Here is a 26,506-nt window from a genome sequence, read left to right as displayed (position 1 = left end):
AATGATAAGATGAAAAAAACAGTGACAGAAAGGAACATAAAAGTGGAAAATGCGTCAATTTTAATCGTAGACGATGAGAAAGCGATTGTGGATATGATCAAACGCGTTCTCGAAAAAGAAGGTTATCGACATATACTGGATGCGGCAAGTGCAGAGGAAGCCATTCCGGTCGTCAAGACAAATAAGGTTGATTTAATCGTATTGGATGTCATGATGGGCGGAATGACCGGTTTTGAGGCCTGCACATTAATCAGGGAGTATTCAGACGCCCCGATTTTTTTCCTGACGGCGAGATCATCGGACGCTGACAAATTATCGGGTTTTGCGGTCGGAGCTGATGATTATATTACAAAACCATTTAATCCGCTGGAATTAGCCGCGCGGATCAGAGCGCATTTAAAGCGTACGTATCAGTCGAATGCAGCTGAATCAAACAAAACCTATACATATGATTACTTTACATTTTCTCCGCAAAATGCCGAGCTGATTGTGGGCGGGGAAACTGTAGCCTGTTCGGCTCAGCTTTTGCAGCTGCTTCAGTATTTTTGCGAACATCCCAATGTGGTGCTTTCTAAAGATCAAATTTATGAAAAAGTATGGGGCTATCCTTCGTACGGAGATAACAATACCGTCATGGTTCATATCCGTAAGCTCCGGGAAAAAATTGAGCGTGACCCGAGCAATCCGGAATATATCGTCACCGTTCGCGGTCTCGGATACCGTTTTATCCCGAGTCCAGAAGGAAACGGAAAGCGCCCATGAGGTTAAGATGGAAGTTTCTGTTTCACTTTTTCGGGCAGATGCTGATTGTTATTCTTCTTCTTTCGATCATGCTTGTGGCTTCCTTTTTCTATTTAGACGCGCGATTCAGCGATGCGGAATCCAATTCAGGGCTGACAAAAGCAACGACTGACACGCTTGAGGCGTATCTGGATGTAAACGAAGACGGGTCATGGGAAGTGGACGATTTTCTGAAGAAATCTGTTGATAAACAGCACGGCTGGATGCAAATCATTGATTCTAATGGAAAAACGGATTATTCCTACAGCGTGCCGAAAGACGTGCCCGGCACCTACACCAAGAAGGAGCTTTTGTCTATTTATAAAAGCAAGAAGCTTGATAACTATAAGCTGAATTATTGGGCAATCAATATTGAAGACAAGTCGTACCTCCTCTTGTTCGGCTGGAAATCAAAGAGCGAACAGCTGCTGACTTCCATTGAAAGCCGTGAATCCTCCATCGACTCTTTGTCACAATATAAGTCCAGTACAATTGACTATATTAAGCGTGAAAAAGGAGCCGTGTATCTGTTAGACAGAAACGGGAACATACTCGACAGCATTAACAGCAAGAAAAGTGAAAGAAAAACGATGAACCAGCTGGAGCTTCTCAAATACAGCTCTAAACCATGGAACTATAAACGGGAGATTTCTGTTAAATTCCTCGATCAAAACAGGTGGATGGTCGCTTCGGTGCCAAACCCTGTCTATATTACTGACCAGGAGTTTAATAAATCATTTCTGCGGGTTGTCCTGAAAGCGATGTTTCTGATTATGGGCGTTCTGATTCTTTATATATTCTGGATGACTGCCTGGTATATGTTCAGATTCGGCTTGCCGATTTTTCATACAATCAAATGGCTGGTCAATCTATCAAAAGGGAAGCTTGAAGAACCGAAAAACCGTAAAGGGCGCCCTGTCAGTAAAAACAAAAAGGGAAAAATCAAACAGCCGTACCGCTTCTTCGGTGAGATATTTGAATCTATGGATCAGCTGACTGAAACGCTGAGACGGGATAAGACAAACAGAGAAAAAATCCAGGCGACACGGGAAGAATGGATCGCCGGTTTGTCTCATGATTTAAAAACGCCCCTCAGCAGCATTTACGGCTACAGCATGATGCTTGAATCGAAGCAATACGACTGGTCTCCTGATGAAGTGAAGGAAATGGGACAGGTTGTCAGAGAGAAATCGGAATACATGTCAAAGCTGATCGAGGACTTAAATTTAACGTATCGTCTGAAAAATGACGCTCTGCCGATGGAGAGAAAGCTCACGAGCCTCATTCCGTTTTTTAAAAATGTCATTGAGGACTTCAAGAAAAACCCGTTTTCTGAAGGGTATGATATTTCGTTTGTATCAAGAGAAGAGCATATTGAATTTGCGCTGGATGAAGCCTGGTTCAGACGCATTCTGGAAAATCTGCTTGGAAATGCTGTGAAGCACAACGGTAAAGGAACAGCGATTCAGGTAATTCTTGAACAGACAAAAAATCATATTTCATTGAAGGTCAAAGACAATGGGAAAGGAATGGATGAGGAAACGATCACCCATTTATTTAACCGTTATTACAGAGGTACCAATACGAAAGATCCGTCTGCCGGGACGGGGCTTGGACTGGCGATTGCCAAAGAGCTGGTGCACCTGCATAACGGAACGATTCACGTCAACAGCAGGATCAATATCGGCTCCGTCATTACCATCCTTTTCAAAAAAGAATAAGGCGTGTGGTTTGGACACCTCTTTGCCGGGAATAACAATATATAGACTGAAGCTAAAGAGGTGTTACACATGGATGCAGTATTAGAAGCAGACACTAGGGCAGTAATCGGTGAAGGTCCGTTATGGGATGAAGAAAACGGCCGTTTATACTGGGTTGATATTTTAGGAAGCGAGCTCCATATTTTCGATCCTAAAGAAAAAATCAATCGTTCGGTCAAATTTACATCCTTTGTGACGGCGCTTGCGAAATATTCAAAGGATGAGCTGATCATGACGATGAAAGACGGTTTTTACCTGTATCATCTTCATGATGATAGTCTTGAAAAAATCAAACAGCCCAAGGATATGCATGAGAGCCTTCGGTTTAACGACGCCAAATGTGATCCGTACGGAAGGCTTTGGGCAGGAACGACGAGCATGGAAGGCGAACAAAAACAAGCCTCGCTTTACCGTTTGGACACAGATGGCAGCCTTGTCAAAATGAAAGATCAAGTCTCAACCTCGAACGGTTTGGATTGGGATCGCGAACGCAGCCTGATGTACTACATTGACACGCCGACGCAGGAGATTGTGTGCTATCAATACGATCCCGAAAGCGGAAACGTCTCAAACCCAGAAACCGTCTATCATTTTGAAAAATCGGATGGATTGCCGGATGGCATGACAATTGATCAAAACGGTATGCTGTGGGTAGCGCTGTTTGGCGGGAGCCGTGTGGTTCACATTGATCCTTTTCAGAAAAAAGAAATTGATTCTATAAGTGTTCCGGCCAAATATGTCACGTGCTGTGCGTTCGGCGGCCAGGACATGAAAACCCTTTACATCACAACAGCTACTGAACAAATGACCGAAACAGAAAGATATGAACAGCCTTATGCGGGCGGATTGTTTTCAGCCCAACTTGAAACGGGCGGATACCAGCCGGTTCCATTCGCTGGGGAGTTATAAAAAAACGCATCCGAAAACGGATGCGTTTTTGCATTTAAAGTGAACGGATAATTCCGCCTTCCACACGCTGTGCCGTGCCGTTAATGGCAGATGCGGCATCAGATGCGAGGAATACAATTGTGCTCGCGACTTCTTCGGCTGTTGCGTATCTTTGAATGAGTGAAGTCGGCTCATTCACTTTGAAATAGTCTTTCACAAATGTATCTGTATCCTGGCCGGCTGCCTTTGCGGCGCCCTCCATATAGGAAGCAACGCCTTCTGTCCAAGTAGGTCCCGGGAGCACTGAATTAACCGTAACCTTTGTGCCCTTCGTCATTTCAGCCATTCCTCTGGACAGGCTGATCAGCGCTGTTTTGGTCATTGAATAAGGAATCATAGTCGGAAGCGGTTTGACGCCTGCTTCACTTGCGATATTCAAAATGCGGCCGCTGTTTTTGGCAAGCATCTTTGGAAGGAAGTGACGGCTTGTCCGAACAGCGCTCATCACGTTTACTTCAAAATATTGATTCCATTCTTCATCCGTTACCTCGGCGAAATCCTTCACTTCAAAGAACCCGAGATTGTTGACAAGAACATCTATATCACCGATCTGCTTCACTTTTTCAAGAAAAGCTGCTGCTTCATCCGGTTTTGATAAGTCAGCGGCTGCTCCATGCACCGTTCCATATGAAGAAAGCTCTTCAACCGTGCGATCGACTGTCTCTTGTTTTCGGCCATTGACTATAACGGCTGCACCTTCTTGCAAAAAGCTTTTCGCTGCGGCTTTCCCGATGCCGGAAGTTGAGCCTGTGATTAAGACAAGCTTGTCTTTTAGCTGTAAGTCCATAAGAATCATTCCTTTTTTATTGATCATGCTACTTAGTATACAAGATGAAATTTAGTGTTTACGAGAATTTTGCTTCCATACATGCAGCTGAGGAAAAGTCATTCATACTGCATATACAAGCCTGTCAGCCATATAGTATAATAACTCCGAAAAAGGATACGAATGTCAAACAGGTGCCGGTACGTGAAAATAGCCGGCTTAATAGGGAAACCGGTAAAAGCCGGTGCGGTCCCGCCACTGTAATTGGCCTTTGCGCCAAGAGCCAGGATACCTGCCTGTTTGATAAACACGAAGTCTGCGAGGACAGATGATGTGTAAACAATAGGCTTTTTTGTTGTTTACAGCGTCTTTACCATCGTAGAGATGCTTTTTTAGTTCATTTAGGAGGAAAGGGTATGAAAAAATTAGCTGGAATATGGACGGCGCTTCTGCTGACCGCCATTATGATTTCAGGCTGCGGCAATGCGGCAGGTGAGAAGGATTCCAATGCGAAGCAAAAGACAGCTGCGTCTGAAGCGTTCCCTGTCACAATTGATGATGCGTCAAACCAGGATGTTACCATCAAAAAGGAGCCGAAAAAAATTGTTTCGTTAATGCCGAGCAACACGGAAATTACATATGCTCTCGGACTCGGTGACAAAGTGGTCGGCGTCACCACAAACGATACATATCCAAAGGAAGTCAAACAGGTTGAGAAGGTTGGGGATATGAATGTAAACGTCGAGAAAGTCATTTCTCTTAAACCTGATCTCGTTCTCGCTCATGAATCTTCCATGTCAGCATCAGCAGATGCCATCAAGCAGCTGAAGGACGCTGGCATTGCTGTGCTGACTGTCAATGATGCACAATCATTCGCAGAGGTATACAAATCAATCGAAATGATCGGTGAAGCTGCCGGAGCTGAGAAAAAAGCGGGCCAACTGGTCAACAGCATGAAATCAGACCTGCATGAGATTAAAGAAAAAGCGAAATCCATTTCAAAAGACGAGGAAAAAAGCGTCTTTATTGAGGTTTCGCCTGATCCTGACATTTACACAACCGGAAAAGACACGTTTATGAATGAAATGCTGAATGTCATCCATGCTAAAAACGCTGCAGCGGATCAAAAAGGCTGGGTGCAAATGACAGACGAGGCCATCGTAAAGCTGAATCCAGACGCCATTGTCACAACGGACGGTGTAAAAGCGGATGCGGTGGAAAAACGCGATGGCTGGAGCGGAATCAATGCTGTGAAACATCATCGCGTTTATGATGTTGATCCTGATCTCGTCACACGTTCAGGTCCGCGTCTGATCGAAGGGGTCGAAGAACTTGCGGAAAGCATCTACCCGGATACATTTAAAGAATAATCGTTTTGCTGCTTATAGCATCAGTTTCTTATTTTTAGCTGCCAGTATCATATTGGGCATTTCCTGCGGAAGTCTGCCAATTCCGATATCCGCCATCTTTCATATCTTTTGGCATGAAGGTTTTGGCGGCTCTGCCGGCACCTATGATCCAATGTATACAAATATTATGATGAATATCAGACTGCCGAGAGTCGTGCTGGCCGCCCTTGTGGGGGCGGCTCTTTCTATCGCAGGGGCCGCTTTTCAGGGACTTTTAAAAAATCCGCTTGCTGATCCGTATACGCTCGGTGTTTCGTCCGGTGCTTCCGTCGGAGCGGTTTCGACCTTATTTTTTGGACTGCAGTTCCCTGTCATCGGAGGCTTTACACTGCCGGTTGTGAGTGTAGCCGCAGCGCTTGTCACGATTGTGGCTGTTCTTTCGTTCAGCCGCCTCGTTCACGCTTCGATGTCTGTCTCTACGCTTATTCTGACCGGTGTCATCATCAATTCATTTTTGGGCGCATTTATTGCTCTCATCATTGCTCTGACAGGCGATAATTTGCTGCCGATTGTGCATTGGCTGCTTGGCAGCGTCTCGATGAGAGGCTGGAGCTACGTTGCCCTGTTTCTCCCGTTTTTTCTTTTAGGAACCATGCTCCTGATCATAAACGGAAGAGAACTCAACGTGATGACCTATGGAGAGGAGAAAGCAAGGCTTCTCGGGGTCAGCGTCCAGCACAGAAAAATGCTGATTTTAATTGCAGGGTCACTGCTGACAGGCAGTGCTGTGGCTGTATCCGGCACCATTGGCTTTGTCGGGCTTGTGATTCCGCATATCACAAGATTGCTGTGGGGAACGGATCACCGGCATTTATTGCCGCTGTCTGCCTTGCTTGGCGCGGGATTTCTCGTTTTGGCCGATCTGCTTTCGAGAACAATGATTGAACCGGTTGAACTGCCGATCGGCATTATTACAGCCTTAGCGGGAGCTCCTGTTTTCGCTCTGATTTTAATTCGGCAGCATCGCGGGGGGAGAAGCTTATGATCAAGGCAGAGAGGCTGTCGGGAGGTTACGGAGACAGCCGGCTGATTAAAAATATCAGTTTAACAGTGAAGAAGGGAGAATTTCTTGGCATTCTCGGACCGAACGGGAGCGGAAAAACAACACTGCTTCACTTGCTGACAGGAACACTTCCGGCAATAGAAGGCTCCGTTTGTCTGGCTGGCAAACCACTCACTGAATATAAACCGAAGAAACTGGCTCAAATGATGGCAGTTCTGCCGCAAAAAACAGAACAAGCCTTTAGCTTCACTGTCAAAGAAACCGTATCCTTCGGCAGATATCCATTTCAAAAAGGGCTGTTCAGCCAGCAGACTGAAGAGGATGAAGCCATGATTCGGAATGCGATGGAACAAACAGGGGTACTCGCTTTCGCTGAGAAATCGATTCGTGATCTAAGCGGGGGCGAACAGCAGCGGGTTTATTTGGCTCAAGCACTGGCGCAGCAGCCGCGCATTTTATTTTTAGACGAACCGACTAATTTTCTGGATTTGGCCTATCAAAAAGAACTGCTCGATCTTATCAAGCGCCTGACGAGAGAAAATGGGCTGACTGCTGTCAGTGTTTTTCACGATCTGAATACCGCTAGCCTGTACTGTGATGAAATCGTCTTTATAAAAAACGGAACAGCCGGACCTAAGCAAAAACCGGAAACCGCCATCACAGAAGAGCACATTGAGGCGTTGTATAACACGAAAGTCAGCACTTTTATCCATCATCAATTGCCTAAACCGCTTATTGCAATTCAGCCTGAAAACAGCGTCCTAAATCAGCAGGCGATTCCGTTTGAAACGTTGCTGCAAGTGCGGAGCGACGAGATCCTCTTGCAAACGGGAATCCCGCTCCGCACGCTGTCTTCTGCTCCTGTCGGTTCAGGCTTTTCTTGGAACCGGACGTTTCTTCATAAACGGCTGCCTGCCCAGTCAGATCGAAAAGAGGAGCTTTCAGCCTATTTATCTGAAAACGGCTTTTATCCGCAGGAAACCTGTGCGATGGCCTCCTCCGGCAGACTTGACCGGCTTGTGTGCCGTACGTTTGATGACGAAGAGCTGTCGGTATGTATTTGTGTCATGTCCGGCTTTTCGATATGGATTTTGATCAACGGCTTTGCGACAGACCAATTCTTCGTCAGGACTGTCATGGGGGCGGAAGCTGAGCGGATGAAAGTGCTGGGTGGTGAACAGGATGAACATGGAGAAATCCTCGTTGCAGCGACACAAACTGAAGAGACTTTTTCAGAAATCATAGAAAAACGGCTGAATCAATTGATTCGATTTGGGACAGCTGAATGTGTGCGAGAGGCTGCGGACCTGCTTGAATAAGTCTGTAAAGGAGACAGTTAAGATGAAACTATATACAAAAACAGGCGATAACGGGCAAACGAGTTTAATCGGAGGCAGAACAGACAAGGACAGCCTCCGAGTAGAAAGCTACGGCACGATTGATGAGCTGAACAGTTTTGTCGGACTGGCTTTGGCAGAGCTTTCCGGGAAGCGCGGCTTTGAGGATCTAACGGCCGAGCTGCTCAACATTCAGCACGAGCTCTTTGACTGCGGGGGCGATCTGGCAATCATTACAGAAAAAAGAGACTATAAATTGAAGGAAGACTCCGTTTCTTTTTTAGAAATGCGCATCGACGCCTATACAGAAGAGGCACCTAAACTAAAGAGATTTATTCTTCCGGGCGGATCAAAGGCCGCTTCGCTTCTCCATGTGGCGCGCACCATTACAAGGCGGGCGGAGCGCCAAGTGGTGGCGCTGATGAAAACGGAAGAGATCCATGAAATGGTGCTCCGTTATCTCAATCGATTGTCCGACTATTTCTTTGCCGCAGCACGGGTTGTCAACGTGAGAAGCGGTATTGACGATGTGGAGTATGAAAGAAGCGCTATTGTGTTTCGCGATCGAAACAGCAGCGGATCATAAAAAACATTAATGAAAGCTGGCATTTTCAATACATGCCGGCTTTTTATTTTTTTCATTCTGTCAATTTCCCTTTTTACGACAAAAAATGAACCTTATGAATTATTGACTGAAAAATGGAAAAATGAGATATTGTAACAAATTGATGTAAAAAATAGGCAGTGGGGGGCTCTGATAGATGGTGAGATTCATTGAAAGTGATAGCGTCTGGAAGAGAAATTTCAACTTTCTTTTTTTCTCAAGAATAGTCAAGATTTCCGGCGATATGTTCGCATTTAATTCGATATTATGGTTTTTAATTTTTGACGGTGAAGGTGCGATCGGAACTGCTTTATTGATTGCTGTCACCTTTTTGCCGGAAGCCGTTTTAGCACCTGTGACGGGTCCTTTCATGAAGCAGAATACATTGAAATTCTGGATGTACTTTTCAGACCTGACAAGAGCCGCGGTTGTTTTAATCATTCCGATCTGCCATTTCGGCGGATTCTCTCCGCTGTGGTTTGTTATGACTCTTATGATTGTACATTCAGCTACTGGTGCTGCCTACAATCCTGCTTCCATTGCTTTAATCCCTCAAATTGTAGATGAAAAGGGCATTCAAAAAGCAAATGCTGTGCTGCAGTCGTCCGCCCAAATTGTCCGGCTTGGAGCTGTGACACTATGCGGCGCTCTCCTTACGTTTATCAGTCCTTCATATACAATGCTTATGGCTCTCGTACTTTATCTTATTTCTGGTTTTCTTGTTCTCTTTATCAAATACACTGCTGTTGAAACAAAATCGGAATCAGCGGCCGTTGCGCAGAGAGGTACATATTTTGGCAGACTGAAACGCGGTTTTGTCCTTGTCAGAAAACACCAAATCTTATATCCGCTCGCTATCTATTGTATTTTTATGAATTTCGCGGCAGCCCCTTGGGAAGCGCTCTCCGCTGTGTATGTTGCGGAGGATTTAAACGGACAGCCGATTGTATATTCGCTATTAAAAGCCACCACCGCAATAGGCGCGTTTTTATTGGGATTTGTACTGACAAAAGTAAAAGTAAACAAGTACGGACTGCTTTTCGTAACGGCAGGCATTATTGAAGGGTTCGCTTTCTTTATTACCGGAATGAATACCTTTTTGCCGCTCGTCTTTTTCGCCGCCTTTACATTTGGCGCTGCTGTCAGTGCGATCAATGTTCCTGAGTATACGATTATACAGACATCTGTCGATAGCGAGGACCAGCCGCAAGTTTATGCCGTCATACATATGATCTCAAATATTTCGATTCCGGCCGGCGCTGTCATTTGCGGATATGCCGCAAATGCTTTTGGTTCAGGGAAAGTGATCGCTGCCGGGGGAGTTGTGGAAATTATCGCGGGTATCGGAATCCTTCTGTTTACAAAGCTGGCCAAAGCAGAACAATCCGATTTGGTAAAAGAAAGGGAAGCAAGTGTTCATCTGTAAAGGTTTTTGAAGAAGCCATGCCTCGTGCATGGCTTTTTTTTATGCCGCTGGGTCCGGTGCTGTCTACGACTCTGGTCTTATCCAAAAATCAATCTCTGATTCGTTTTGCTCATCTTCTGTTTTGTATAAGATGAAGACAAGGAAAACGAAAGGAGGATCTGCATGAAGATCAACAAGAAAACGATAGGCGGATTCTTATTAATTGTATTTGGAATCTCCGTCTTTTTTGGGGGAGGCAGCTTCGGCTTTATCATTCCGCTTGCGATCGGGGGCTTGCTGACATACGCGGGAATCAAAAGATTCGCAGCGGGCAAAACCATCACAGGTATTATCTTGGGCGGAATCGGGGCGATGATGCTCATTTGCTCACTGCCGTTTCTCGTCGGAATTGCACTCGCAGCCGCTATGGTGTATTACGGCTGGAAACTGATGAAAAACGGATCCGTGGAAAGCGATGTGTCAGGCTTTGATCCTGAACCAGCTTCTGCCGGCTACCAGTCTCATTTTGATGACGAGTGGGAAAATTTCTTAAAGAAAAAATAACACATGATATAAGGAGGAATAACGGTATGGTATTAAAAAGAATGAGAGATATGTTTGTTGCGTCAGTTCATGAAGGCTTGGATAAAATGGAGAACCCTAAGGTGATGCTGAATCAATACGTTCGTGATATGGAAAGCGATATTGCAAAAGCAAAACAAACGCTCGTCAAACAGCATACGATTGCCTTTCAATTTAAGAAAAAATATGAAGAAGCAAATGAAGTGGCTGGAAAGCGTAAGAATCAAGCTCAGCTCGCTTTTGATGCCGGTGAAGAAGAGCTTGCGAAAAAAGCGCTGACAGAAATGAAGTATTTAGAGGGAAAGGCAGCAGAGCACAAAGCTTCCTACGAACAGGCAAGCAGCCAGCTGGCTGAGCTGAAAGAACAGCTGGCCACACTTGAAACAAGACTTCAGGACGTAAAGGATAAAAAACAGGCGCTGATTGCCCGGGCAAACGCGGCAAAAGCAAAAGAGCATATGAACGCGACATTCGACAAAATTGACAGTGAAAGCGCGTATCGTGAATTTCTGCGGATTGAAAACCGAATTGAGGAAATGGAAATCCGTGCTGATTATTCGAAATCAGCGGAAGCCGGCACAGAATCGAGCCGAAGTGAATTTGCGGGTGAAGTAGAAGCTGAAATCGAAAAGATGCGGGAACTCTCATTGAAAAAATCAGATCAAACATCACATGCAGCAAATGAATAAGCGGGACAGGGAAGGGTTTTCGTCAAGTCCTTCCCTTCCGCACGTATCAATTCACAGGCTTTTCCTTTATAATAGAATGAATGAGAAGGATGAAAACAAATGAAAAAAATGCTGGGCAAACTGCTGATCATTGCCGGTATTCTTATTTTTTCCGCAGTTGTAATCAAAGACGTGCTTGCTGAAGGTCTTTCATTCATAAACGGCACTGAAGCTGATTCAGCCAGTGCTTCACCGCATGAGATCGAAAGCGTAAGCATTGAATCGGATCACAAGAATGTGAAGATCATAGCGGAAGAGCGTAATGACATATCAGCAACCATCTCAGGTGACTCCGGGAAATTGTTTGTGGCTGAAAAGAGAAGAAAGCTGGAGCTGACGGCAAAGGAAAAAGAATTTCAATTTTTGAATGGATTTCATCGCTCTTCCCTTGTCGTCCGCATTCCATACACGTACAAAGGCGGTTTGGTTGTGAGAACATCAAGCGGCGACGTGTCTGTAGCCGGTAACAAACATCTCGCGCTTTCCGAGCTGAACGCAGCATCTGCAAGCGGAAATATGGACGTAACGGGTATCCGCCTTCAGGAGCTGAAGGTGAAGGGCTCTTCCGGGGATGTGTCGATATCAAATACAGACGCTAAAACAGCCGGCATCCGCTTAACTTCAGGCGACGCAAACTTGGACGGTGTGTCAGGCTCACTTGATGTACGGATGACATCAGGAAACTTTCGCGCGGATTTAGAAAAGGTAGCAGGCTCTTCAGCTGTCACATTAACGAGCGGTGATGTGAATCTGGAGCTTCCCGAAAACGGCAGTTTCAAAGTCAATACGGCTTCAGAGAGCGGAAGCGTCAGTTCGGCGTATCCATTTGCTGATACAGCACATAAAGATCATCATCAAATCACAGGCTCACATGGAAGCGGCCAGCATCTAGTCGATATTAAAACAGACAGCGGGGATGTAGCGATACAGTAGCATCTGGCAGAAGAAAGGAGGCGGAACAACCAGAATGACAAAAAAACAGCTTCTTGGACTTATGATTGCTTTATTTGGCATCAGTATGTTTTTGCAAATTATCGGAATAGGCGATCTGCTGTTTTGGCCGCTCTTTTTTCTGATTGCCGGCTATTTTTTAAAAAAATACTCCCGTGACTGGCTTGGGTCCGTCATGTATATCTTTGCCGCTTTCTTATTTTTGAAAAATCTGTTCAGCATCACCTTTAACTTATTTGGCTACGCGTTTGCCGCATTTTTAATCTACGCAGGCTACCGGCTTGTGAAAGGAAAGCCAATTTTTGAACCGAATGAGAAGCCTATCGACTTAACGAAAAAAGAAAAACAGTCCGAGCCTCCTAAAGATGTGAAACACCCTGACATGCGAAGCTTTTTTATCGGCGAGCTGCTGATGATGAAGCAGCCGTTTGATCTGAATGATTTAAATGTATCGGGTTTTATCGGCGATGTGAAAATCGACTTGTCAAAAGCGATGATCCCGGAGGGAGAGAGCACGATTGTCATCAGCGGAGTGATCGGAAACGTTGATATTTATGTTCCATCAGACCTTGAAGTGGCTGTCAGCTCGTCCGTTTTTATCGGCGACATTAATCTGATCGGCTCGAAGAAAAGCGGATTAGGCACAAAGGTATACGCCGCGTCTTCTGATTTCAGCGAGTCCAAACGCCGGGTAAAAGTATCCGTCTCCCTATTTATCGGTGATGTGGATGTGAAATACGTATGAGAAAAAAACTGCTTGCCAGTCTCCAGTGGCGCGCCATTCGCATGACCACGGGAATCAGTCTGCTCCTTTTTGTCTGCTTGATTTCTTTTATGATGGTTTACTATCGGCTCGATCCGTTTGTGCTGCTGTCGTCAAGCTGGTTCGGGATTCCATTTATCCTGATTTTGGTGCTGATCAGCCTTACGATCGGTTTTGCGTCAGGCTACATGTACGGCAACCGGCTGAAAACAAGGGTCGATACATTGATCGAATCGATTTTAACATTTGAAAACGGCAACTTCGCTTATCGAATACCGCCGCTCGGGGACGATGAAATCGGGCTTGCAGCCGATCAGCTGAACGAAATGGCGAAGCGGGTTGAACTTCAAGTCGCTTCCCTGCAAAAGCTTTCAAATGAACGGGCTGAATGGCAGGTGCAAATGAAGAAATCGGTCATTACAGAAGAACGCCAGCGATTGGCAAGAGATCTGCACGATGCTGTCAGCCAGCAGCTCTTTGCGATATCCATGATGACCTCCGCTGTATTAGAACACGTAAAAGCTACGGATGATAAAACTGTGAAACGGATCAAGATGGTAGAGCACATGGCGGGAGAAGCCCAAAATGAAATGAGGGCGCTGCTGCTCCATTTAAGGCCAGTGACGCTCGAAGGGAAAGGGCTGAAGGAGGGTCTCACGGAGCTTTTGGACGAGTTCCGGAAAAAACAGCCGCTTGATATCGAGTGGGACATTCAGGATACAGCGATTTCCAAAGGAGTAGAGGATCATTTATTCAGGATCGTACAGGAGGCTCTTTCGAATGTATTCAGGCATTCAAAAGCCTCAAAAGTATCCGTAATCCTCGGCGCAAAGAACAATCAGCTGCGGCTGAAGGTCATTGATAACGGAAAAGGATTCAAGATGGGCCAGGTAAAAGCGTCATCCTACGGCTTGAATTCGATGAAAGAACGTGCAAGCGAAATCGGCGGAGTCGCCGAGGTGATTTCGGTTGAAGGAAAAGGCACACAAATCGAAGTAAAGGTCCCGATTTTCCCGGAAGAAAAAGGAGAGAACGAACGTGATTCGAGTATTGTTGATTGATGATCATGAAATGGTCAGAATGGGGCTCGCCGCTTTTTTGGAAGCACAGCCCGATATTGATGTCATCGGCGAAGCATCTGATGGCAGCGAGGGTGTACAGCTTGCTGTTGAATTAAAGCCTGATGTGATTTTAATGGATCTTGTCATGGAGGGCATGGACGGCATTGAAGCGACAAAGCAAATTTGCCAGAAGCTTTCCGATCCGAAAATTATTGTGCTCACAAGCTTCATTGATGATGACAAAGTCTACCCGGTCATTGAAGCGGGAGCGCTCAGCTACTTATTAAAAACGTCAAAAGCGGCCGAAATCGCTGATGCGATCCGTGCCGCAAGCAAGGGAGAGCCAAAGCTTGAATCAAAAGTGGCGGGGAAAGTATTATCCCGGCTGCGCCACTCAGGCGAAAACGCGCTCCCGCATGAATCTCTCACGAAACGGGAGCTTGAGATTCTTTGTTTGATTGCAGAAGGAAAAACAAATAAAGAAATTGGCGAGGAGCTGTTTATCACGATCAAAACAGTCAAAACCCACATCACCAATATTTTATCAAAGCTGGATGTCAGTGACCGGACACAGGCGGCGGTTTACGCACACCGAAATCACCTCGTCAAATAGGCGTCCGCTATTTGGACGCGCCCTTCGTCCCGAAGTCTCTGACAACCACATTGACGCGGTAGTCTATTTCCGCATTGCTGAAATAATCATCCCATTTTTTTGAAATCTTTTTCCACTTCTGAGGATAATGGATTCTGACCTCGTTTCCCAATCCCGTCACGTCCGCTTTGATATCTTTCTGCAGTTTGTCTGTAATAAATGCTGTTACTGTTTCTTCTAATCGTTTTTCGACTGTCTTTTCAATTTCTTTGATATACGAGTCCTTAAAGGAATCTTCATTCGGATTCCAGTCCTCGGATAAACGCCCTTCAATATTGCGTGTGACGGTGAATTTGAACTTTCCGTCCTTATAGTCAGTTTTGATTTTACGATTGCTGGAGTACACTTCGTAAGAAAAAAGATTGCCATTATGCCTCATATCAATGACGCCTCCTTCGACAGTGCCTGTAAATAAGTTGATATTTTGAACCTCAACCGGAGTTAAATTCCGGTACCATAATTTGTCTTTGATGATTGTGGCCCCGTTTATCGCGAGTTTGCCGTTTTCCTTACCGACATGAGGGATGAGGAACGAATCGTCAGAGGTCAAATGTTCTGAGATCTCCCCCAATGTAACAGGCTCCATCATTCTGATCGTGACCGCATTATTCTCTGTCAGATCGTAAATTACATTGGATGCGGGTTCGCCTTGATCATTCATTTTAAATATATCCTTAGTTCTGCCATCGGTGACAAAGACGTACGAACTCCTCCTTGTTCCGTTGTCTCTGACAAACTGGTTAATGATCGCGTCCATTCCAATATGATTCGCAATCACGCTCTTGGAAAGCAGAATGAGACGCAAATGCTGTGAAAACGTAGGATTATGCTTTAATGCAGATGTTCTCATCATTTGATGGACCGTTTCACCCTTTGTGATAGCAAGCTGTGTCGGATCAGATGAAGAGCCTTCCTTGGCGCTTATTTTTTTCGGCACGAGAATCTGCTGTGTCAGTTCTAAATTTTTATCATCCGGCTTGTCTAAGCCAACACCAATGATCAGGCTTAATTCCTCAATATTCCGGCTGTCCCAGCATCCGGTCAGCAATAGGATACATATGAACATACTTAAAATCCGGATTTTCATTTTGCTGTAATCCTCCTTTTGAGAGCTACAATGAAAAACAGAATGAAGGGAAGCAGAAACAGGCAGACGAAAATGTACCCCAGATAATCGCTGTACATCATGACTTGATTGGTGTCATCCGGCCATAAAGAAAAATAATAGACAGCCGCACCGATGAGCACCATGCTTTTTTTAGTCGATAATCCAAACGTCTTCTTCAGCCCGTTAGCGGCAAAATACCCGTAAATGACAAACGTTGTGAAAAACTGAATAATCCAGACGACCAGTAAAAACGATTCAAACCGTTCAATGAATATGCCTTTCAGCTCAAAAGACTGAAAGAGAGAAATGGTCGGCCAGATCAGCGTTTTTACCTCAGGAGCTGTCAAAGCCCCGACAACAATGATATACGTCAGGATATATAAAATAATCGGGATCAGAAAGCCAATAGCCGCGTATCTGAATGTGTATTTCTTTTTTTTCATATGTTCAGGAAGAAACAGCATCACTTCCATTCCTAAAAAAGAGATCGAAACAACAGTTAGGGAGTTCGCAATGGGGCCCAAGCCTTCACCTAAAACAGGGCGCAAGTTATTGATGTCAAAAATTTTAAAACTGATCCCAAACACAATCAGCAAAATAATAATCGTAACCGTTAAATAAAAAGGAAACAGCCGCGAAACATCACTTAGCCCCCCAACGATTAAATAGATGCCGCAGCAGATAAACGTTATAATAATGACCTGAATCGGCGTTCTCTCCAGCAGGAAAAACTTCACCATTTCAGCCATCGCCCTGGTTTCAAAACTGGCCACTCCGATAAAATAGCAGGAGATCAAAAGCCCCATAATGCTGCCAATCCATTTCCCAAGGCCTTCCCGCAAATACTCAAACAGTGAGGGATATTGATGTTTTTTCTGAATGAGCGTGTTTAAATAAATGAAAAAAATAAAAATGACACCTTCTAATATCAGCGAGATCCAGCCGTCAGGAGTATTACTCCTACTGGTCAGCGCTCGAGGCAATGTTAAAAGACCGGCACCGAGCATTGTATTTGCAACAACAGAAATACCTTGAAAGGTATTAAGTTTGAGTGGAGTCTGTTTTTGGCTCATTTGGATTATTCGCCTCTTTTGGTTTGTTTTTAATTGGGAGACGGATAATGGAATCCTCTGTATTTTTCAGGCTGAAAAATCCATTTGGCGAAAAATACGGAGATCCAAAGCTCGTTTGTCTCGTAAGGTGCGTATAAATGACCAGCATAAATAAAATAATCCCGTACAGCCCGAGTATTGCGGCGGAAAACATCGAAATAAAACGCAGCACCCGGAAAGACAGCCCCATTCCGTATTGGGGAACGGTAAAGGATGCAAGGGCAATGACACTGACGACAATCACCATAATCGAACTGACGAGATTCGCTTCTACCGCCGCTTGTCCGATGACGACACCCCCGACGAGACCGATCGTCTGTCCCAATGGGTTTGGAAGACGCAGCCCGGCTTCTCTTAGCAGCTCGATCGTCACTTCCATCAGCAAGGCTTCAAATATCGGAGGAAACGGCACGTTTTCTCTGTTTGCTGAAATTGTGACGGCGAGCGCGGTCGGCAAGAGCCCTTGGTGGAATGACACGAGTGCGATATAAATCGATGACAAAAACAAGGTGATGAATATAGAAGCAAAACGCAGCGACCGGATGAGGGATGCCGAGATCCAGCGTTCATAGTAATCATCCGGAGATTGCATCAGTACACCGAGAGAAACCGGCACCAAAAGCACAAATGGGGAACTGTCCACCAAAATCGCAACCCGGCCGTTGAACAGGGCGGACGACACTTTATCGGGCCTTTCCGTATTTTGAATTTGCGGAAATGGCGAGTATTTATTATCTTCAATAAGTTCTTCAAGCGTTCCGCTGTCCTGGATATCCTCTAGTTTGATATTGTTAAGCCGCGCTTTTACTTCTTTCACAACGGACTTTTTTGCTTTGCCTTCAATGTACATCATCGCCGCTGGCTTCAGTTTGTTATCGCCAATCATGATTTTTTTGGTAATGAGTTTCGGATGAGAGGTCCTTTGCCTGATCAGAGCAAGATTTGTATCGATATCCTCCACAAACGCAACCTTTGGTCCGCGAACCACTTTTTCAGTCGTCGGCTCTGCCAGACTTCTTGTTTGTTTCTTTCCTGTGGACAGGATATAGGCTTTGTTGAGTCCATTAACAAACACCGCACAATTGCCGCTGAGAATCTCCTTAACCGTTTTTTCTGCCGTTTCTATCGGCCTTGCGTCAATTTGGTCGAGGCGTTTTTTGACCTGCTCAAGCGTCAGCGTCTCCTCATCCTTGATTAAGGTTTTGATCGATTCTAAAACCTTCTGCTGGTCATTCAATTCACTGAAGTAGAGATAGTAAAAAACAAGTCCGTTCGCCAGCATTTTTTTGTTTTTCACCAGATCATCGTTTTCTTTTAATTTTGGAAGCACCATTGCTAAATTATCGTGTATATATTCCTTAAATTCTGTTTGTTCCAACGAGGTCACCTCTTGTCCAAAACCTTAGTAGAGGTTATCTTTTCCTGTTAAAAAAATGATATACTGTGTTACAGTATTTTATGGCAGAAGTTTTTTTATGAAAGCGGAGGATATGAAGTGGCACAGGTAAGACTTGCAGGAAAACAAGAAGAAATAGAACAGCTCATTAAATCATTTGAAAAGCATTACGATGTCTCTTATACATCAAGGGAGTACGGACGAACGAATCCGAAGTACAAATATTCAAAGGACTCCCGCGTATATCTTGAATTAAAATTAAAATCTGCCAAGATCGAAAAATAAAAAGGATTTTTTATATCACTGGCGAATTTGATCTATTGAAGCAACCGTTATGGAGGGATACATAAAATGGACTACAGAATTGAAAGAGACACCATGGGAGAAGTAAAAGTTCCTGCTGATAAATTTTGGGGCGCCCAAACACAGCGAAGCAAGGAGAACTTCAAGATTGGTTCTGAAAAAATGCCGATGCGTGTTGTGAAGGCGTTTGCAATATTGAAACGCAGCACGGCGATCGCTAATAAACGCCTGGGCAATCTAGATGCGGAAAAAGCGGAAGCCATTGCAGCAGTTTGTGATGATGTGCTCAAAGGCAAATATGATGATAACTTCCCGCTCGTTGTATGGCAGACCGGAAGCGGCACACAAAGCAACATGAACATGAACGAAGTGGTGGCCAATCGCGCGACTGCGTTATTAAAAGAAAAGAACTCTGATCAAACGATTCATCCAAACGATGACGTTAACCGCAGCCAAAGCTCAAACGATACGTTCCCGACAGCGATGCACGTTGCTGCCGTTTTATCTGTCTATGAACAGCTTGTGCCTGCGCTTGATCAGCTTCGCAATACGTTAGACGAAAAAGCGAAAGCATACAATGATATTGTGAAAATCGGACGTACGCACCTTCAGGATGCCACACCTCTGACTCTTGGACAGGAAATCAGCGGATGGGTGCACATGCTCGATCGTTCGAAGGAAATGATTTTAGAAGCGACAGACAAATTGCGTGCGCTTGCAATCGGAGGGACAGCTGTCGGAACAGGAATCAATGCTCACCCTGAATTTGGAGAGCTTGTTTCAGAGGAGATCACGAAACTGACAGGTCAAACGTTTAACAGCTCGTCGAATAAATTCCACGCGCTGACAAGCCATGACGAAATCACATATGCACACGGCGCTTTAAAAGCTCTTGCCGCTGATTTAATGAAAATCGCAAACGATGTCAGATGGCTTGCGAGCGGACCTCGCTGCGGCATCGGGGAGATTGTCATTCCTGAAAATGAGCCTGGCAGCTCCATTATGCCTGGAAAAGTGAACCCGACACAAAGTGAAGCACTGACGATGATCGCAGCGCAAATTATGGGGAACGATGCGACAATCGGCTTTGCCGCAAGTCAGGGGAACTTTGAACTAAACGTATTTAAACCTGTGATCATTTACAACTTCCTGCAATCCGTGCAGCTGCTGAGTGACGGAATGAACTCATTCCATGATAAGTGTGCTGTCGGTATCGAGCCAAATAAAGAAACGATTCAGGAAAACCTGTCGAATTCTTTAATGCTGGTTACGGCGCTGAATCCGCATATCGGATATGAAAACGCCGCAAAAATTGCCAAGCTTGCCCATAAAGAGGGATTGACGCTGAAAGAAGCGGCTTTGAAGCTTGAATTGCTGACAGAGGAACAATTTAACGAAATGGTGAAACCGGAAGATATGGTAAAACCAAAGGCGTAATAGAGAAAAAACGGCTGCTTGTCAAGCAGCCGTTCTTCTAAATATATTGCTGTTTCAAGAGATATGTAAGCTGCTCGGCATCCTCTGCGAGAGCTTCCGACTCCATCAGATTATGGATCATTCCTTTTATGATCACCAGCTTCGGTGTTTTTTTCTTCATTTCTGCTTCAAGTATGTCCAAGCTCTCCGATAATTCAAAAGAGGAGTTTGTGTTCAAGCTTTTTATTTTTTCACGAAGGCTTTTCACAATCGATTCAGTCAGCGGGTCAGGACGTCCGTGAGACAGGGGCCCGAATAAAGAGCTTGCTTCTTCTAATGTGATGAAAGGCTCATCGTTTCGTTCAGACATGCCTTTGACCATATCATCAATTCGGTTAATAACGATATCTGCTAATTGATCCGGTTTCACAGTATACCCGAGCAAAATCATGCATTCCAGGTAAATCTGGCTGATTCCTTCTATTAGAAAACAAAGCTCCGCTGTATAAGGTTCAGCTTTCTCTCCGTATATGTTTAACAGACTGTCAATGTGAAATTGAAGGGAAGTCTGGCGGATTTTTTTCGCGTATTGCTCTACTTCCTCCGTATAAGGAAGAGAACCTTCCTTCATCTGCATTGTAATAAAGTCTTTGTGTTCAAGGATGTTTTCATAGAACACGGTAAGCTGCTTGCGGTAAGCTGTTCTGGGGCTGTCGCCTTTCGTTTTAATATTTAAAATACGGGTAAACGTTTTATCATAATAGTAATTCAGCATAGACAAAAGCAGCGCTTCTTTAGAAGGAAAATAAATATAGAAAGCGCCTTTAGAAATTTTGCATGCTTTGGCAATTTCCTGAACCGATGTTGAGTTATATCCTTTTTGGGCAAACAGTTTAATGGCTGTTTCAATAATCAGCTTCTCTTTTTCCTTCAAATGGTTCCACCCTTTCGGAGCCTGAGGCCTACATAGGATATGACCATATAGTCATACCGTACGTTATAAATTTAACCTTATTGTAACTTGTTTTTTTATCATGTATTATTTATATTATAAATTGAGATGACCGAACGGTCAAAGCTCAAGCGAAAGGGTGAATCTGAAATGAGAGAATTGGACGAAATGATCAGCCGCTTGCGAAACAGAGGAATTAAAGTGGAAAAAGTCAAATATCCGAAGCAGACATTGTCAGAGAAAAAATGGGTTCATCAATGCAAACAGCCGCTCAAAACAAATTATAGAGATTTTAACGGCTATTCTTTCACATAAAAAATAGACTGCAAAAACATCTACAGTCTATTTTGGCACTGCTATGCGGTATGTTACACCTGTTTTGTCATTTTCAATTGAGATAGACGCCTTATGAAGAGTTAAAATACGTTTTACGATGCTGAGACCAATGCCGAATTCGCCTTTCTTCCCTTTATTAAAAGGCTCATAGAGGCTGGAAAGCATCTCATCTTCAATATGCGGTCCGTCATTTTTAATGGTGATAAAGATATTCCGATCATCTTGTTTCATGATGATTTCAATCTTTGTTGCGGCATAGCGGATTTGATTTTCCAGTATGTTCTCCAGAAGCTTGTTCCATTGCTCGGGATCACCCGGCATGAGAATGTCTTCATCTACATCAATTCCCCATGATAATTCTTTTCGCGCCCATTTCAGTCTTTCAATGACTTCTTCTGTCACTTCCATAATACTGAATGTTTCATGTTGTACTTTTTGCTTAGATAAGTAATCGAGCTTTGTTAAATATAATAAATCTTTTATTTTTTTCTCCAGCTTAAGGGCTTCGCCTTCAATGACATCTACTGTATTTTCAAGATCTCCTTTAGGAAAAATCCCATCTTTAATGGATTGGGTGTATCCCCTGATCACCATAACCGGTGTTTTTAAATCATGAGAAATATTTTGTAAAAGGGTTCTTTCTGTTTCATCCTTTTGCACGAGCTTTTGGCGCATCTCTTCAATAGTATGGCCCAATTTGCCGATTTCATCTTTCCGATCCACTATGACAGGATCATCCCAATCCTGTTCTGAAATCCGTTTGACGTGCTTTTCAAACGAAACGAGAGGCCTAGATAAATATTTCGCAAGCCAAATCGCCGGAATCCAGCTTAATAAAATGACAACCGCTATAATAAACAGCAGCTGTTTGAACAGGGTGAAGGCCAGATCGTCCCGATAAGAATCAAGTGCATAGGACAGCATCATGGCGGATTGCCCGTTGACGGAAAGTCCCTTCTTAATGACAAAAAACACTTTTTCGCCATTGATTTCAGCGCTGTATCGTTTCTTTTTGGCTTCCTGTTTATCAGCCAGCTGGTATACCTTATGGATAAATGCGGACGACAGGATTCTCAAATCCTTGTCTGACGAAGCCGCTTCATTTTCGGGCAGAAGCACGTGCTGTACAGAGCGCACGGTCGTCGGCGCTGTGGCTTCCTCACTGTAATAGCGCCTTTCAATTGAACCAGGCAGGCGGTACTCAGTCAGAACATGCTGTTCATTTTCAATGGTGGTGTACGTTTCATTGGTGAAAAAATCACGCAGCGTGTTTGAAAATAAAACAAGCAATAAAATCGATATGGCTAACAGGATACCGGAGATGACAACCCATATTTGAAACGAAAGCGGCTTGTTTTTCATGATGTCATCATCCTGTAGCCAAACCCGTAAATGGTCTCCACTTTGAGTTCAGGCATCTTTTTACGCAGCCTCCGGACAAGATCATCAACAACGCGGTCAGTTCCAAAATAATCATGCCCCCATACCTTGACGAGAATATCCTCACGGGAATATGGATGTCCTTTATGATGGATAAATAAGAGGAGGAGATCAAATTCCTTTGACGTTAAATTAATCAAATTGCCGTTTTCATCATAGACCTCACGGGCGTCTTCCGCGACCCGATAGGAGGAGACGATGGTTTCGTTTTTTTGTGCGGCAGGCGCTTCCTTATAGACAAGCTGCAATAGCTTTTGCACACGTATAATCAGTTCCCGGGGGAGAAATGGTTTTGAAATATAGTCATTGCTTCCAAGCTCTAACCCAAGCACTCTGTCAATATCGGCGTCTCGTGCGGAAATAAAAATGACCGGCACGTCAGGGTCTTTCTCTTTGATTTCTTTTATTAATGTATAGCCGTCAGTATCCGGCAGCATGATATCGAGAATCCACAGGTGGGGAGACGGCGTCATTTTTTTTCTGGCGTCTTCGCCTTTCGTAAAAGATGTAATGTTCCAGCCCTCATTCTCTAAATACTTCGTCAGCAATTCATTCAGATTATCCTCATCCTCAACTAGATAAATGGTATATGACAAGGCTCTTCACATCCTTTCAACGTCATTATAAACTAGTTTTAACATACGGCAGGCAATTTTCATAATTTCACATATTCTTTTCATTTTTATCCCACAATGTTTGTTTATGATGTGTATAAGGGAAGAAAGGAAAAGAAAAGAGCGGGGAAGATGTAGGATGATCAAACATATTCTATTTTGGTGCTTTGCTTTTCTCCTCATTATTGGGACAATTGAACTTGTACATGCGATGAATATGTAACGATATACGAAAACCGAATAAGGAGTGTATGCATATGGATTATCGACGGGATGACCAGAACGGAGAACAACACACAGAACCTTCACATACAGAAAACATGAATACAGAAAACCAAAAGCTGATTGAGCATCCTGAACAAGAACTGCTTGATCCGCCTCATTCTGATGAAGCGGGACGAAAAGAAACGGCTTCCGCTTTAGAAATGGAAAAGAAAGAAACAGCTGTAAAAAAAGAAAAGAAGCGGAGAGCCGCATGGCTGAGCCCGATTTTAGGCGGGATCATCGGCGGCGGACTGATGCTCGGCGTCGCGCCTTATTTACCGTCTGACCATAATCAGACGACCGAGACGGCTTCCGCAAATAAACAGGTGCAATCAGACAACTTTACAACGACACCTGTGACAAACGCGACCAACGTGGCTGATATGGTAGAGGACTTAGAGCCGACAATTGTCGGAATCTCAAATATCCAAACCTCTCAAAATAACACATTCGGCACAGAAGGCAGCTCTGGATCAGAAAGTGAAAGCGGAACGGGGTCAGGGGTCATTTTCAAAAAAGACAATAACAAAGCATATATCATTACAAACAACCACGTAGTGGAAGGAGCGAATAAGCTGACTGTTACCCTGTACAATGGTAAAACGGAGACAGCCAAGCTTGTGGGAAGCGATGCAATTACGGATTTGGCAGTTTTGGAAATCAGCAATAAGAACGTCAAAAAAGTGGCGAGTTTCGGGGATTCTTCGCAGCTGCGCACAGGTGAAAAAGTCATCGCCATCGGTAACCCGCTCGGCCAGCAATTCTCCGGAACAGTGACACAAGGGATCATCAGCGGACTTAACCGGACGATTGATGTCGATACGACTCAAGGTACGGTTGAGATGAATGTGCTGCAAACAGACGCGGCAATCAATCCGGGGAACAGCGGCGGCCCGTTAATCAATTCAAACGGCCAAGTGATCGGTATCAACAGTTTGAAAGTAAGTGAAAATGGGGTTGAGTCACTCGGTTTTGCGATTCCAAGCAACGATGTAGAGCCAATTGTTGACCAGCTTCTTGAAAACGGAAAAGTGGAACGTCCATTCTTAGGCGTGCAAATGATTGATATGTCGCAAGTTCCTGAAACGTACCAGGAAAACACACTCGGCCTGTTTGGCGATCAATTGAGCAAAGGTGTCTACGTCAAAGAAGTTCAATCTAATTCACCGGCGGCTAAAGCAGGAATGAAATCTGAGGATGTTATTGTCAAATTAAACGGAAAAGATATCCAAAGCAGTGCGGATATCCGTCAAATCCTATATAAAGATTTAAAAGTCGGAGATAAAACAACAATTCAAGTGATACGAAACGGAAAAACGAAAAACCTGAACGTGACACTGACCAAGCAGACAGAAAGCCTCAGCAGCTAAATAGCAAAAAAGCTGAACCCGAAGAGGGTTCAGCTTTTTTTAGCCTAAATAAGAGGAAAGCATCCATACTTGTTTTTCGACTTCATCGATTAATCCGACAAACAAGTCTGCCGTCGCACTGTCTTGATTTTCTTCCGCAAGGCCGATGACGAATTTAGACTCACTGCTGATTTGTTTGTAGTCGTTCACCAAAGCTTGGACCATTTCTGAAGCTGACGTTTCGTTTCCGCCGTCTGTGATAGATGCTTGCTCAGTGTATTCTTTCAAAGTGGCAACAGGCTGTCCGCCGATCGCCAGCAGGCGCTCGGCAATCGTATCCACAGTTTCCGCCGCGTGGTCATACAGTTCTTCAAATTTTTCATGCAATGTAAAGAAGTGAGGCCCTTTTACATACCAATGAAAACGGTGCAGCTTGGAGTATAGAAGAAACCAGTTTGATAATTGGGTGTTCATTGAATTCTCAACTAATGCCAGGTTTGTTTTTGCGTTTTCGGTTTTCATAATCTTACGTCCTCCTTGTGATCTGTTAATTTAATTATACCACGTATTAATTAATAATCAATACTAAATTATAATTATTATAATTTAGATCGGCTGAATAGTTTTTTCTTCAGGATAGACTCCCATGCGGACCAAGGAAAAAGCGCTCGGAATAACAGGGTGAGCTTGACGCCTTTTCCGATCGGATAACGCAATTTCTTTAAACGCTGTTTCATGGCTAATTGATAAATGAGGTCGGCAACCTCTTGGGGATCTCCGCTTTCATCGGCATTTTTTTCAACATAAGAAAGGATCTTTTTATAGTATTGATGATAAGCTGAATCGTCAGCCGGCACAGTCATGTGATTCGATAACGATGTTGACCAGATCGATGTTTTGTATGAGCCTGGCTCGATCAGAGCGGTTTCAATGCCGAAAGGAAGCAGCTCCAGACGCAGGCTTTCTGAAAACCCCTCCAATGCATACTTGGAAGAGGCGTAAGGCGACAATGCGGGAAATCCGGTTAAACCGCTGATACTGCTTACGTTTATAATCTTTGCCCCGCTATGCTTTCGTATGTAAGGAAGGACGGTTTTTGTGACATTGATTAATCCGAAAACGTTCGTTTCAAATTGCTTTCTGAAATGCTCCATCGGCACATCCTCGATAAATCCCCCGTAAGCTGTCCCCGCATTGTTGACGAGTAAATCAATTGGGGCATACGCACTTATGGTTTTTCCAAAGGCTTCGATCGAGTGTTCATCAGTGACATCGAGAGCGGTGATGTGAATGGAGTCAGCTACATGATGTTTTGCTGCTAAACCGCGCAGCTGTTCCGCTTTCTCGGGCTGCCTTGCTGTGGCAATGACGAAAAATGACTGAGCCAGTTTGACTGCTGTCAGCAGACCGAAACCGCTTGACGCTCCTGTTACGATAGCTATTTTTTTATTCATTTTTCCATATCCT

The 26,506-nt window shown here is 44.3% G+C and carries 27 protein-coding genes and 1 riboswitch; of the genes, 18 read left to right on the top strand and 9 right to left on the bottom strand.

Going from position 1 to position 26,506, the window contains the following annotated elements:
- The first annotated feature begins 42 nt into the window (after positions 1-42).
- From yvrH to P3L57_RS16480, 3 genes are all read left to right on the top strand, one after another.
- A complete protein-coding gene (gene yvrH / locus P3L57_RS16490; protein WP_024122812.1) occupies positions 43-762 on the top strand; it encodes a two-component system response regulator YvrH in 720 nt (239 codons plus the stop codon).
- On the top strand, positions 759-2,501 hold the full coding sequence (gene yvrG / locus P3L57_RS16485) for a two-component system sensor histidine kinase YvrG (protein WP_059292571.1): 1,743 nt from the start codon (positions 759-761) through the stop codon (positions 2,499-2,501). Before yvrH ends, yvrG begins: the two co-directional genes overlap by 4 nt.
- A gap of 69 nt (positions 2,502-2,570) precedes the next feature.
- Entirely contained in the window at positions 2,571-3,449 is an 879-nt protein-coding gene (locus P3L57_RS16480) for an SMP-30/gluconolactonase/LRE family protein (RefSeq protein WP_069486932.1), read from the top strand.
- A 34-nt stretch (positions 3,450-3,483) separates the two neighbouring features.
- Here the strand turns inward: P3L57_RS16480 and P3L57_RS16475 are convergent, their stop codons facing one another.
- A complete protein-coding gene (locus P3L57_RS16475) occupies positions 3,484-4,275 on the bottom strand; it encodes an SDR family NAD(P)-dependent oxidoreductase (protein WP_024122809.1) in 792 nt (263 codons plus the stop codon).
- Between the two features lie 154 nt (positions 4,276-4,429).
- A riboswitch (cobalamin riboswitch) is annotated at positions 4,430-4,568 on the top strand.
- Between the two features lie 102 nt (positions 4,569-4,670).
- Here P3L57_RS16475 and P3L57_RS16470 point away from each other — a divergent pair.
- The 11 genes from P3L57_RS16470 to liaR all read left to right on the top strand — a co-directional run bounded on the left by P3L57_RS16470 (position 4,671) and on the right by liaR (position 14,710).
- The gene (locus tag P3L57_RS16470) at positions 4,671-5,624 is read left to right on the top strand and encodes an ABC transporter substrate-binding protein (protein WP_069486933.1); all 954 of its coding nucleotides are present in this window, start codon (positions 4,671-4,673) and stop codon (positions 5,622-5,624) included.
- On the top strand, positions 5,587-6,648 hold the full coding sequence (locus P3L57_RS16465) for a FecCD family ABC transporter permease (RefSeq protein WP_069486934.1): 1,062 nt from the start codon (positions 5,587-5,589) through the stop codon (positions 6,646-6,648). Before P3L57_RS16470 ends, P3L57_RS16465 begins: the two co-directional genes overlap by 38 nt.
- Complete coding sequence (locus P3L57_RS16460; RefSeq protein ID WP_069486935.1) at positions 6,645-7,985, top strand: ABC transporter ATP-binding protein; 1,341 nt, start codon at positions 6,645-6,647, stop codon at positions 7,983-7,985. The genes P3L57_RS16465 and P3L57_RS16460 overlap by 4 nt, the downstream gene beginning before the upstream one ends.
- Positions 7,986-8,007: 22 nt before the next feature.
- Positions 8,008-8,589 (top strand): cob(I)yrinic acid a,c-diamide adenosyltransferase, encoded by a 582-nt coding sequence (locus P3L57_RS16455; protein WP_044159080.1) that lies wholly within the window; start codon positions 8,008-8,010, stop codon positions 8,587-8,589.
- 175 nt (positions 8,590-8,764) lie between these two features.
- Positions 8,765-10,033 carry an MFS transporter gene (locus P3L57_RS16450; protein ID WP_069486936.1) on the top strand — a complete coding sequence of 423 codons (1,269 nt, stop codon included), beginning with the start codon at positions 8,765-8,767 and terminating at the stop codon, positions 10,031-10,033.
- A gap of 162 nt (positions 10,034-10,195) precedes the next feature.
- Positions 10,196-10,576 carry a cell envelope stress-induced membrane anchor protein LiaI gene (liaI, locus tag P3L57_RS16445; protein ID WP_069486937.1) on the top strand — a complete coding sequence of 127 codons (381 nt, stop codon included), beginning with the start codon at positions 10,196-10,198 and terminating at the stop codon, positions 10,574-10,576.
- A gap of 26 nt (positions 10,577-10,602) precedes the next feature.
- On the top strand, positions 10,603-11,283 hold the full coding sequence (gene liaH, locus P3L57_RS16440; protein ID WP_059292579.1) for a stress responsive protein LiaH: 681 nt from the start codon (positions 10,603-10,605) through the stop codon (positions 11,281-11,283).
- A 99-nt stretch (positions 11,284-11,382) separates the two neighbouring features.
- Positions 11,383-12,255, top strand: coding sequence for a LiaG family protein (liaG, locus tag P3L57_RS16435; RefSeq protein WP_069486938.1), 873 nt, complete (start codon positions 11,383-11,385; stop codon positions 12,253-12,255).
- Positions 12,256-12,289: 34 nt separating this feature from the next.
- Entirely contained in the window at positions 12,290-13,018 is a 729-nt protein-coding gene (gene liaF, locus P3L57_RS16430) for a LiaRS two-component regulatory system accessory protein LiaF (RefSeq protein WP_044159076.1), read from the top strand.
- Positions 13,015-14,097, top strand: a complete 1,083-nt coding sequence (gene liaS / locus P3L57_RS16425; protein ID WP_069486939.1) for a two-component system sensor histidine kinase LiaS — start codon at positions 13,015-13,017, stop codon at positions 14,095-14,097. The genes liaF and liaS overlap by 4 nt, the downstream gene beginning before the upstream one ends.
- Positions 14,075-14,710 (top strand): two-component system response regulator LiaR, encoded by a 636-nt coding sequence (gene liaR, locus P3L57_RS16420; protein WP_024122798.1) that lies wholly within the window; start codon positions 14,075-14,077, stop codon positions 14,708-14,710. Before liaS ends, liaR begins: the two co-directional genes overlap by 23 nt.
- 7 nt (positions 14,711-14,717) lie before the next feature.
- On the opposite strand, the gene gerAC is transcribed toward liaR, so the two are convergent.
- From gerAC to gerAA, 3 genes are read right to left on the bottom strand one after another with little or no spacing between them, the layout of a single operon-like run.
- A complete protein-coding gene (gerAC, locus tag P3L57_RS16415; RefSeq protein WP_044159074.1) occupies positions 14,718-15,836 on the bottom strand; it encodes a spore germination receptor protein GerAC in 1,119 nt (372 codons plus the stop codon).
- The gene (gerAB, locus tag P3L57_RS16410; protein ID WP_059334854.1) at positions 15,833-16,930 is read right to left on the bottom strand and encodes a spore germination receptor protein GerAB; all 1,098 of its coding nucleotides are present in this window, start codon (positions 16,928-16,930) and stop codon (positions 15,833-15,835) included. Before gerAB ends, gerAC begins: the two co-directional genes overlap by 4 nt.
- Positions 16,899-18,347 carry a spore germination receptor protein GerAA gene (gene gerAA / locus P3L57_RS16405; protein WP_044159071.1) on the bottom strand — a complete coding sequence of 483 codons (1,449 nt, stop codon included), beginning with the start codon at positions 18,345-18,347 and terminating at the stop codon, positions 16,899-16,901. Before gerAA ends, gerAB begins: the two co-directional genes overlap by 32 nt.
- Before the next feature lie 117 nt (positions 18,348-18,464).
- On the opposite strand from gerAA, the gene P3L57_RS16400 reads away from it, so the two are divergent.
- Positions 18,465-18,650, top strand: coding sequence for a YvzF family protein (locus tag P3L57_RS16400; RefSeq protein WP_010331829.1), 186 nt, complete (start codon positions 18,465-18,467; stop codon positions 18,648-18,650).
- Positions 18,651-18,716: 66 nt separating this feature from the next.
- Positions 18,717-20,105, top strand: a complete 1,389-nt coding sequence (gene fumC, locus P3L57_RS16395; RefSeq protein WP_069486940.1) for a class II fumarate hydratase — start codon at positions 18,717-18,719, stop codon at positions 20,103-20,105.
- Positions 20,106-20,142: 37 nt separating this feature from the next.
- On the opposite strand, the gene P3L57_RS16390 is transcribed toward fumC, so the two are convergent.
- Positions 20,143-21,018, bottom strand: coding sequence for a TetR/AcrR family transcriptional regulator (locus P3L57_RS16390; protein ID WP_044159068.1), 876 nt, complete (start codon positions 21,016-21,018; stop codon positions 20,143-20,145).
- A 168-nt stretch (positions 21,019-21,186) separates the two neighbouring features.
- On the opposite strand from P3L57_RS16390, the gene spxO reads away from it, so the two are divergent.
- Positions 21,187-21,351, top strand: coding sequence for an anti-adapter protein SpxO (spxO, locus tag P3L57_RS16385; RefSeq protein ID WP_003221681.1), 165 nt, complete (start codon positions 21,187-21,189; stop codon positions 21,349-21,351).
- Positions 21,352-21,378: 27 nt separating this feature from the next.
- Here spxO and cssS read toward each other — a convergent pair whose 3' ends face one another.
- Complete coding sequence (gene cssS, locus P3L57_RS16380) at positions 21,379-22,734, bottom strand: two-component system sensor histidine kinase CssS (RefSeq protein WP_044159066.1); 1,356 nt, start codon at positions 22,732-22,734, stop codon at positions 21,379-21,381.
- Positions 22,731-23,408 carry a two-component system response regulator CssR gene (gene cssR / locus P3L57_RS16375; RefSeq protein WP_044159064.1) on the bottom strand — a complete coding sequence of 226 codons (678 nt, stop codon included), beginning with the start codon at positions 23,406-23,408 and terminating at the stop codon, positions 22,731-22,733. The genes cssS and cssR overlap by 4 nt, the downstream gene beginning before the upstream one ends.
- Positions 23,409-23,683: 275 nt before the next feature.
- On the opposite strand from cssR, the gene P3L57_RS16370 reads away from it, so the two are divergent.
- Positions 23,684-25,060, top strand: a complete 1,377-nt coding sequence (locus P3L57_RS16370) for a S1C family serine protease (protein ID WP_059292586.1) — start codon at positions 23,684-23,686, stop codon at positions 25,058-25,060.
- A 39-nt stretch (positions 25,061-25,099) separates the two neighbouring features.
- Here P3L57_RS16370 and mrgA read toward each other — a convergent pair whose 3' ends face one another.
- A complete protein-coding gene (mrgA, locus tag P3L57_RS16365) occupies positions 25,100-25,561 on the bottom strand; it encodes a metalloregulation DNA-binding stress protein MgrA (protein ID WP_069486941.1) in 462 nt (153 codons plus the stop codon).
- Between the two features lie 77 nt (positions 25,562-25,638).
- Positions 25,639-26,493 carry an oxidoreductase gene (locus P3L57_RS16360; RefSeq protein WP_069486942.1) on the bottom strand — a complete coding sequence of 285 codons (855 nt, stop codon included), beginning with the start codon at positions 26,491-26,493 and terminating at the stop codon, positions 25,639-25,641.
- Positions 26,494-26,506 lie beyond the last annotated feature (13 nt).

This window comes from Bacillus sp. B28 (assembly GCF_029536185.1).
GTDB classification, from domain to species: Bacteria; Bacillota; Bacilli; order Bacillales; family Bacillaceae; genus Bacillus; species Bacillus halotolerans.
The sequence above is the reverse complement of the archived record's forward strand: the minus strand, read 5'-3'. Positions and strand labels throughout refer to the sequence as shown.

Bases quoted from the DNA above. Each gene is read 5' to 3' on its own strand.
- P3L57_RS16475 (WP_024122809.1), bottom strand. From the start codon at position 4,275: ATGGACTTACAGCTAAAAGACAAGCTTGTCTTAATCACAGGCTCAACT.
- gerAB (WP_059334854.1), bottom strand. From the start codon at position 16,930: ATGAGCCAAAAACAGACTCCACTCAAACTTAATACCTTTCAAGGTATT.
- liaI (WP_069486937.1), top strand. From the start codon at position 10,196: ATGAAGATCAACAAGAAAACGATAGGCGGATTCTTATTAATTGTATTT.
- P3L57_RS16455 (WP_044159080.1), top strand. From the start codon at position 8,008: ATGAAACTATATACAAAAACAGGCGATAACGGGCAAACGAGTTTAATC.
- liaS (WP_069486939.1), top strand. From the start codon at position 13,015: ATGAGAAAAAAACTGCTTGCCAGTCTCCAGTGGCGCGCCATTCGCATG.
- P3L57_RS16470 (WP_069486933.1), top strand. From the start codon at position 4,671: ATGAAAAAATTAGCTGGAATATGGACGGCGCTTCTGCTGACCGCCATT.
- gerAC (WP_044159074.1), bottom strand. From the start codon at position 15,836: ATGAAAATCCGGATTTTAAGTATGTTCATATGTATCCTATTGCTGACC.
- liaH (WP_059292579.1), top strand. From the start codon at position 10,603: ATGGTATTAAAAAGAATGAGAGATATGTTTGTTGCGTCAGTTCATGAA.
- mrgA (WP_069486941.1), bottom strand. From the start codon at position 25,561: ATGAAAACCGAAAACGCAAAAACAAACCTGGCATTAGTTGAGAATTCA.
- P3L57_RS16370 (WP_059292586.1), top strand. From the start codon at position 23,684: ATGGATTATCGACGGGATGACCAGAACGGAGAACAACACACAGAACCT.
- P3L57_RS16450 (WP_069486936.1), top strand. From the start codon at position 8,765: ATGGTGAGATTCATTGAAAGTGATAGCGTCTGGAAGAGAAATTTCAAC.
- liaF (WP_044159076.1), top strand. From the start codon at position 12,290: ATGACAAAAAAACAGCTTCTTGGACTTATGATTGCTTTATTTGGCATC.
- P3L57_RS16480 (WP_069486932.1), top strand. From the start codon at position 2,571: ATGGATGCAGTATTAGAAGCAGACACTAGGGCAGTAATCGGTGAAGGT.
- fumC (WP_069486940.1), top strand. From the start codon at position 18,717: ATGGACTACAGAATTGAAAGAGACACCATGGGAGAAGTAAAAGTTCCT.
- spxO (WP_003221681.1), top strand. From the start codon at position 21,187: ATGAGAGAATTGGACGAAATGATCAGCCGCTTGCGAAACAGAGGAATT.
- yvrG (WP_059292571.1), top strand. From the start codon at position 759: ATGAGGTTAAGATGGAAGTTTCTGTTTCACTTTTTCGGGCAGATGCTG.
- cssS (WP_044159066.1), bottom strand. From the start codon at position 22,734: ATGAAAAACAAGCCGCTTTCGTTTCAAATATGGGTTGTCATCTCCGGT.
- P3L57_RS16360 (WP_069486942.1), bottom strand. From the start codon at position 26,493: ATGAATAAAAAAATAGCTATCGTAACAGGAGCGTCAAGCGGTTTCGGT.
- P3L57_RS16460 (WP_069486935.1), top strand. From the start codon at position 6,645: ATGATCAAGGCAGAGAGGCTGTCGGGAGGTTACGGAGACAGCCGGCTG.
- liaG (WP_069486938.1), top strand. From the start codon at position 11,383: ATGAAAAAAATGCTGGGCAAACTGCTGATCATTGCCGGTATTCTTATT.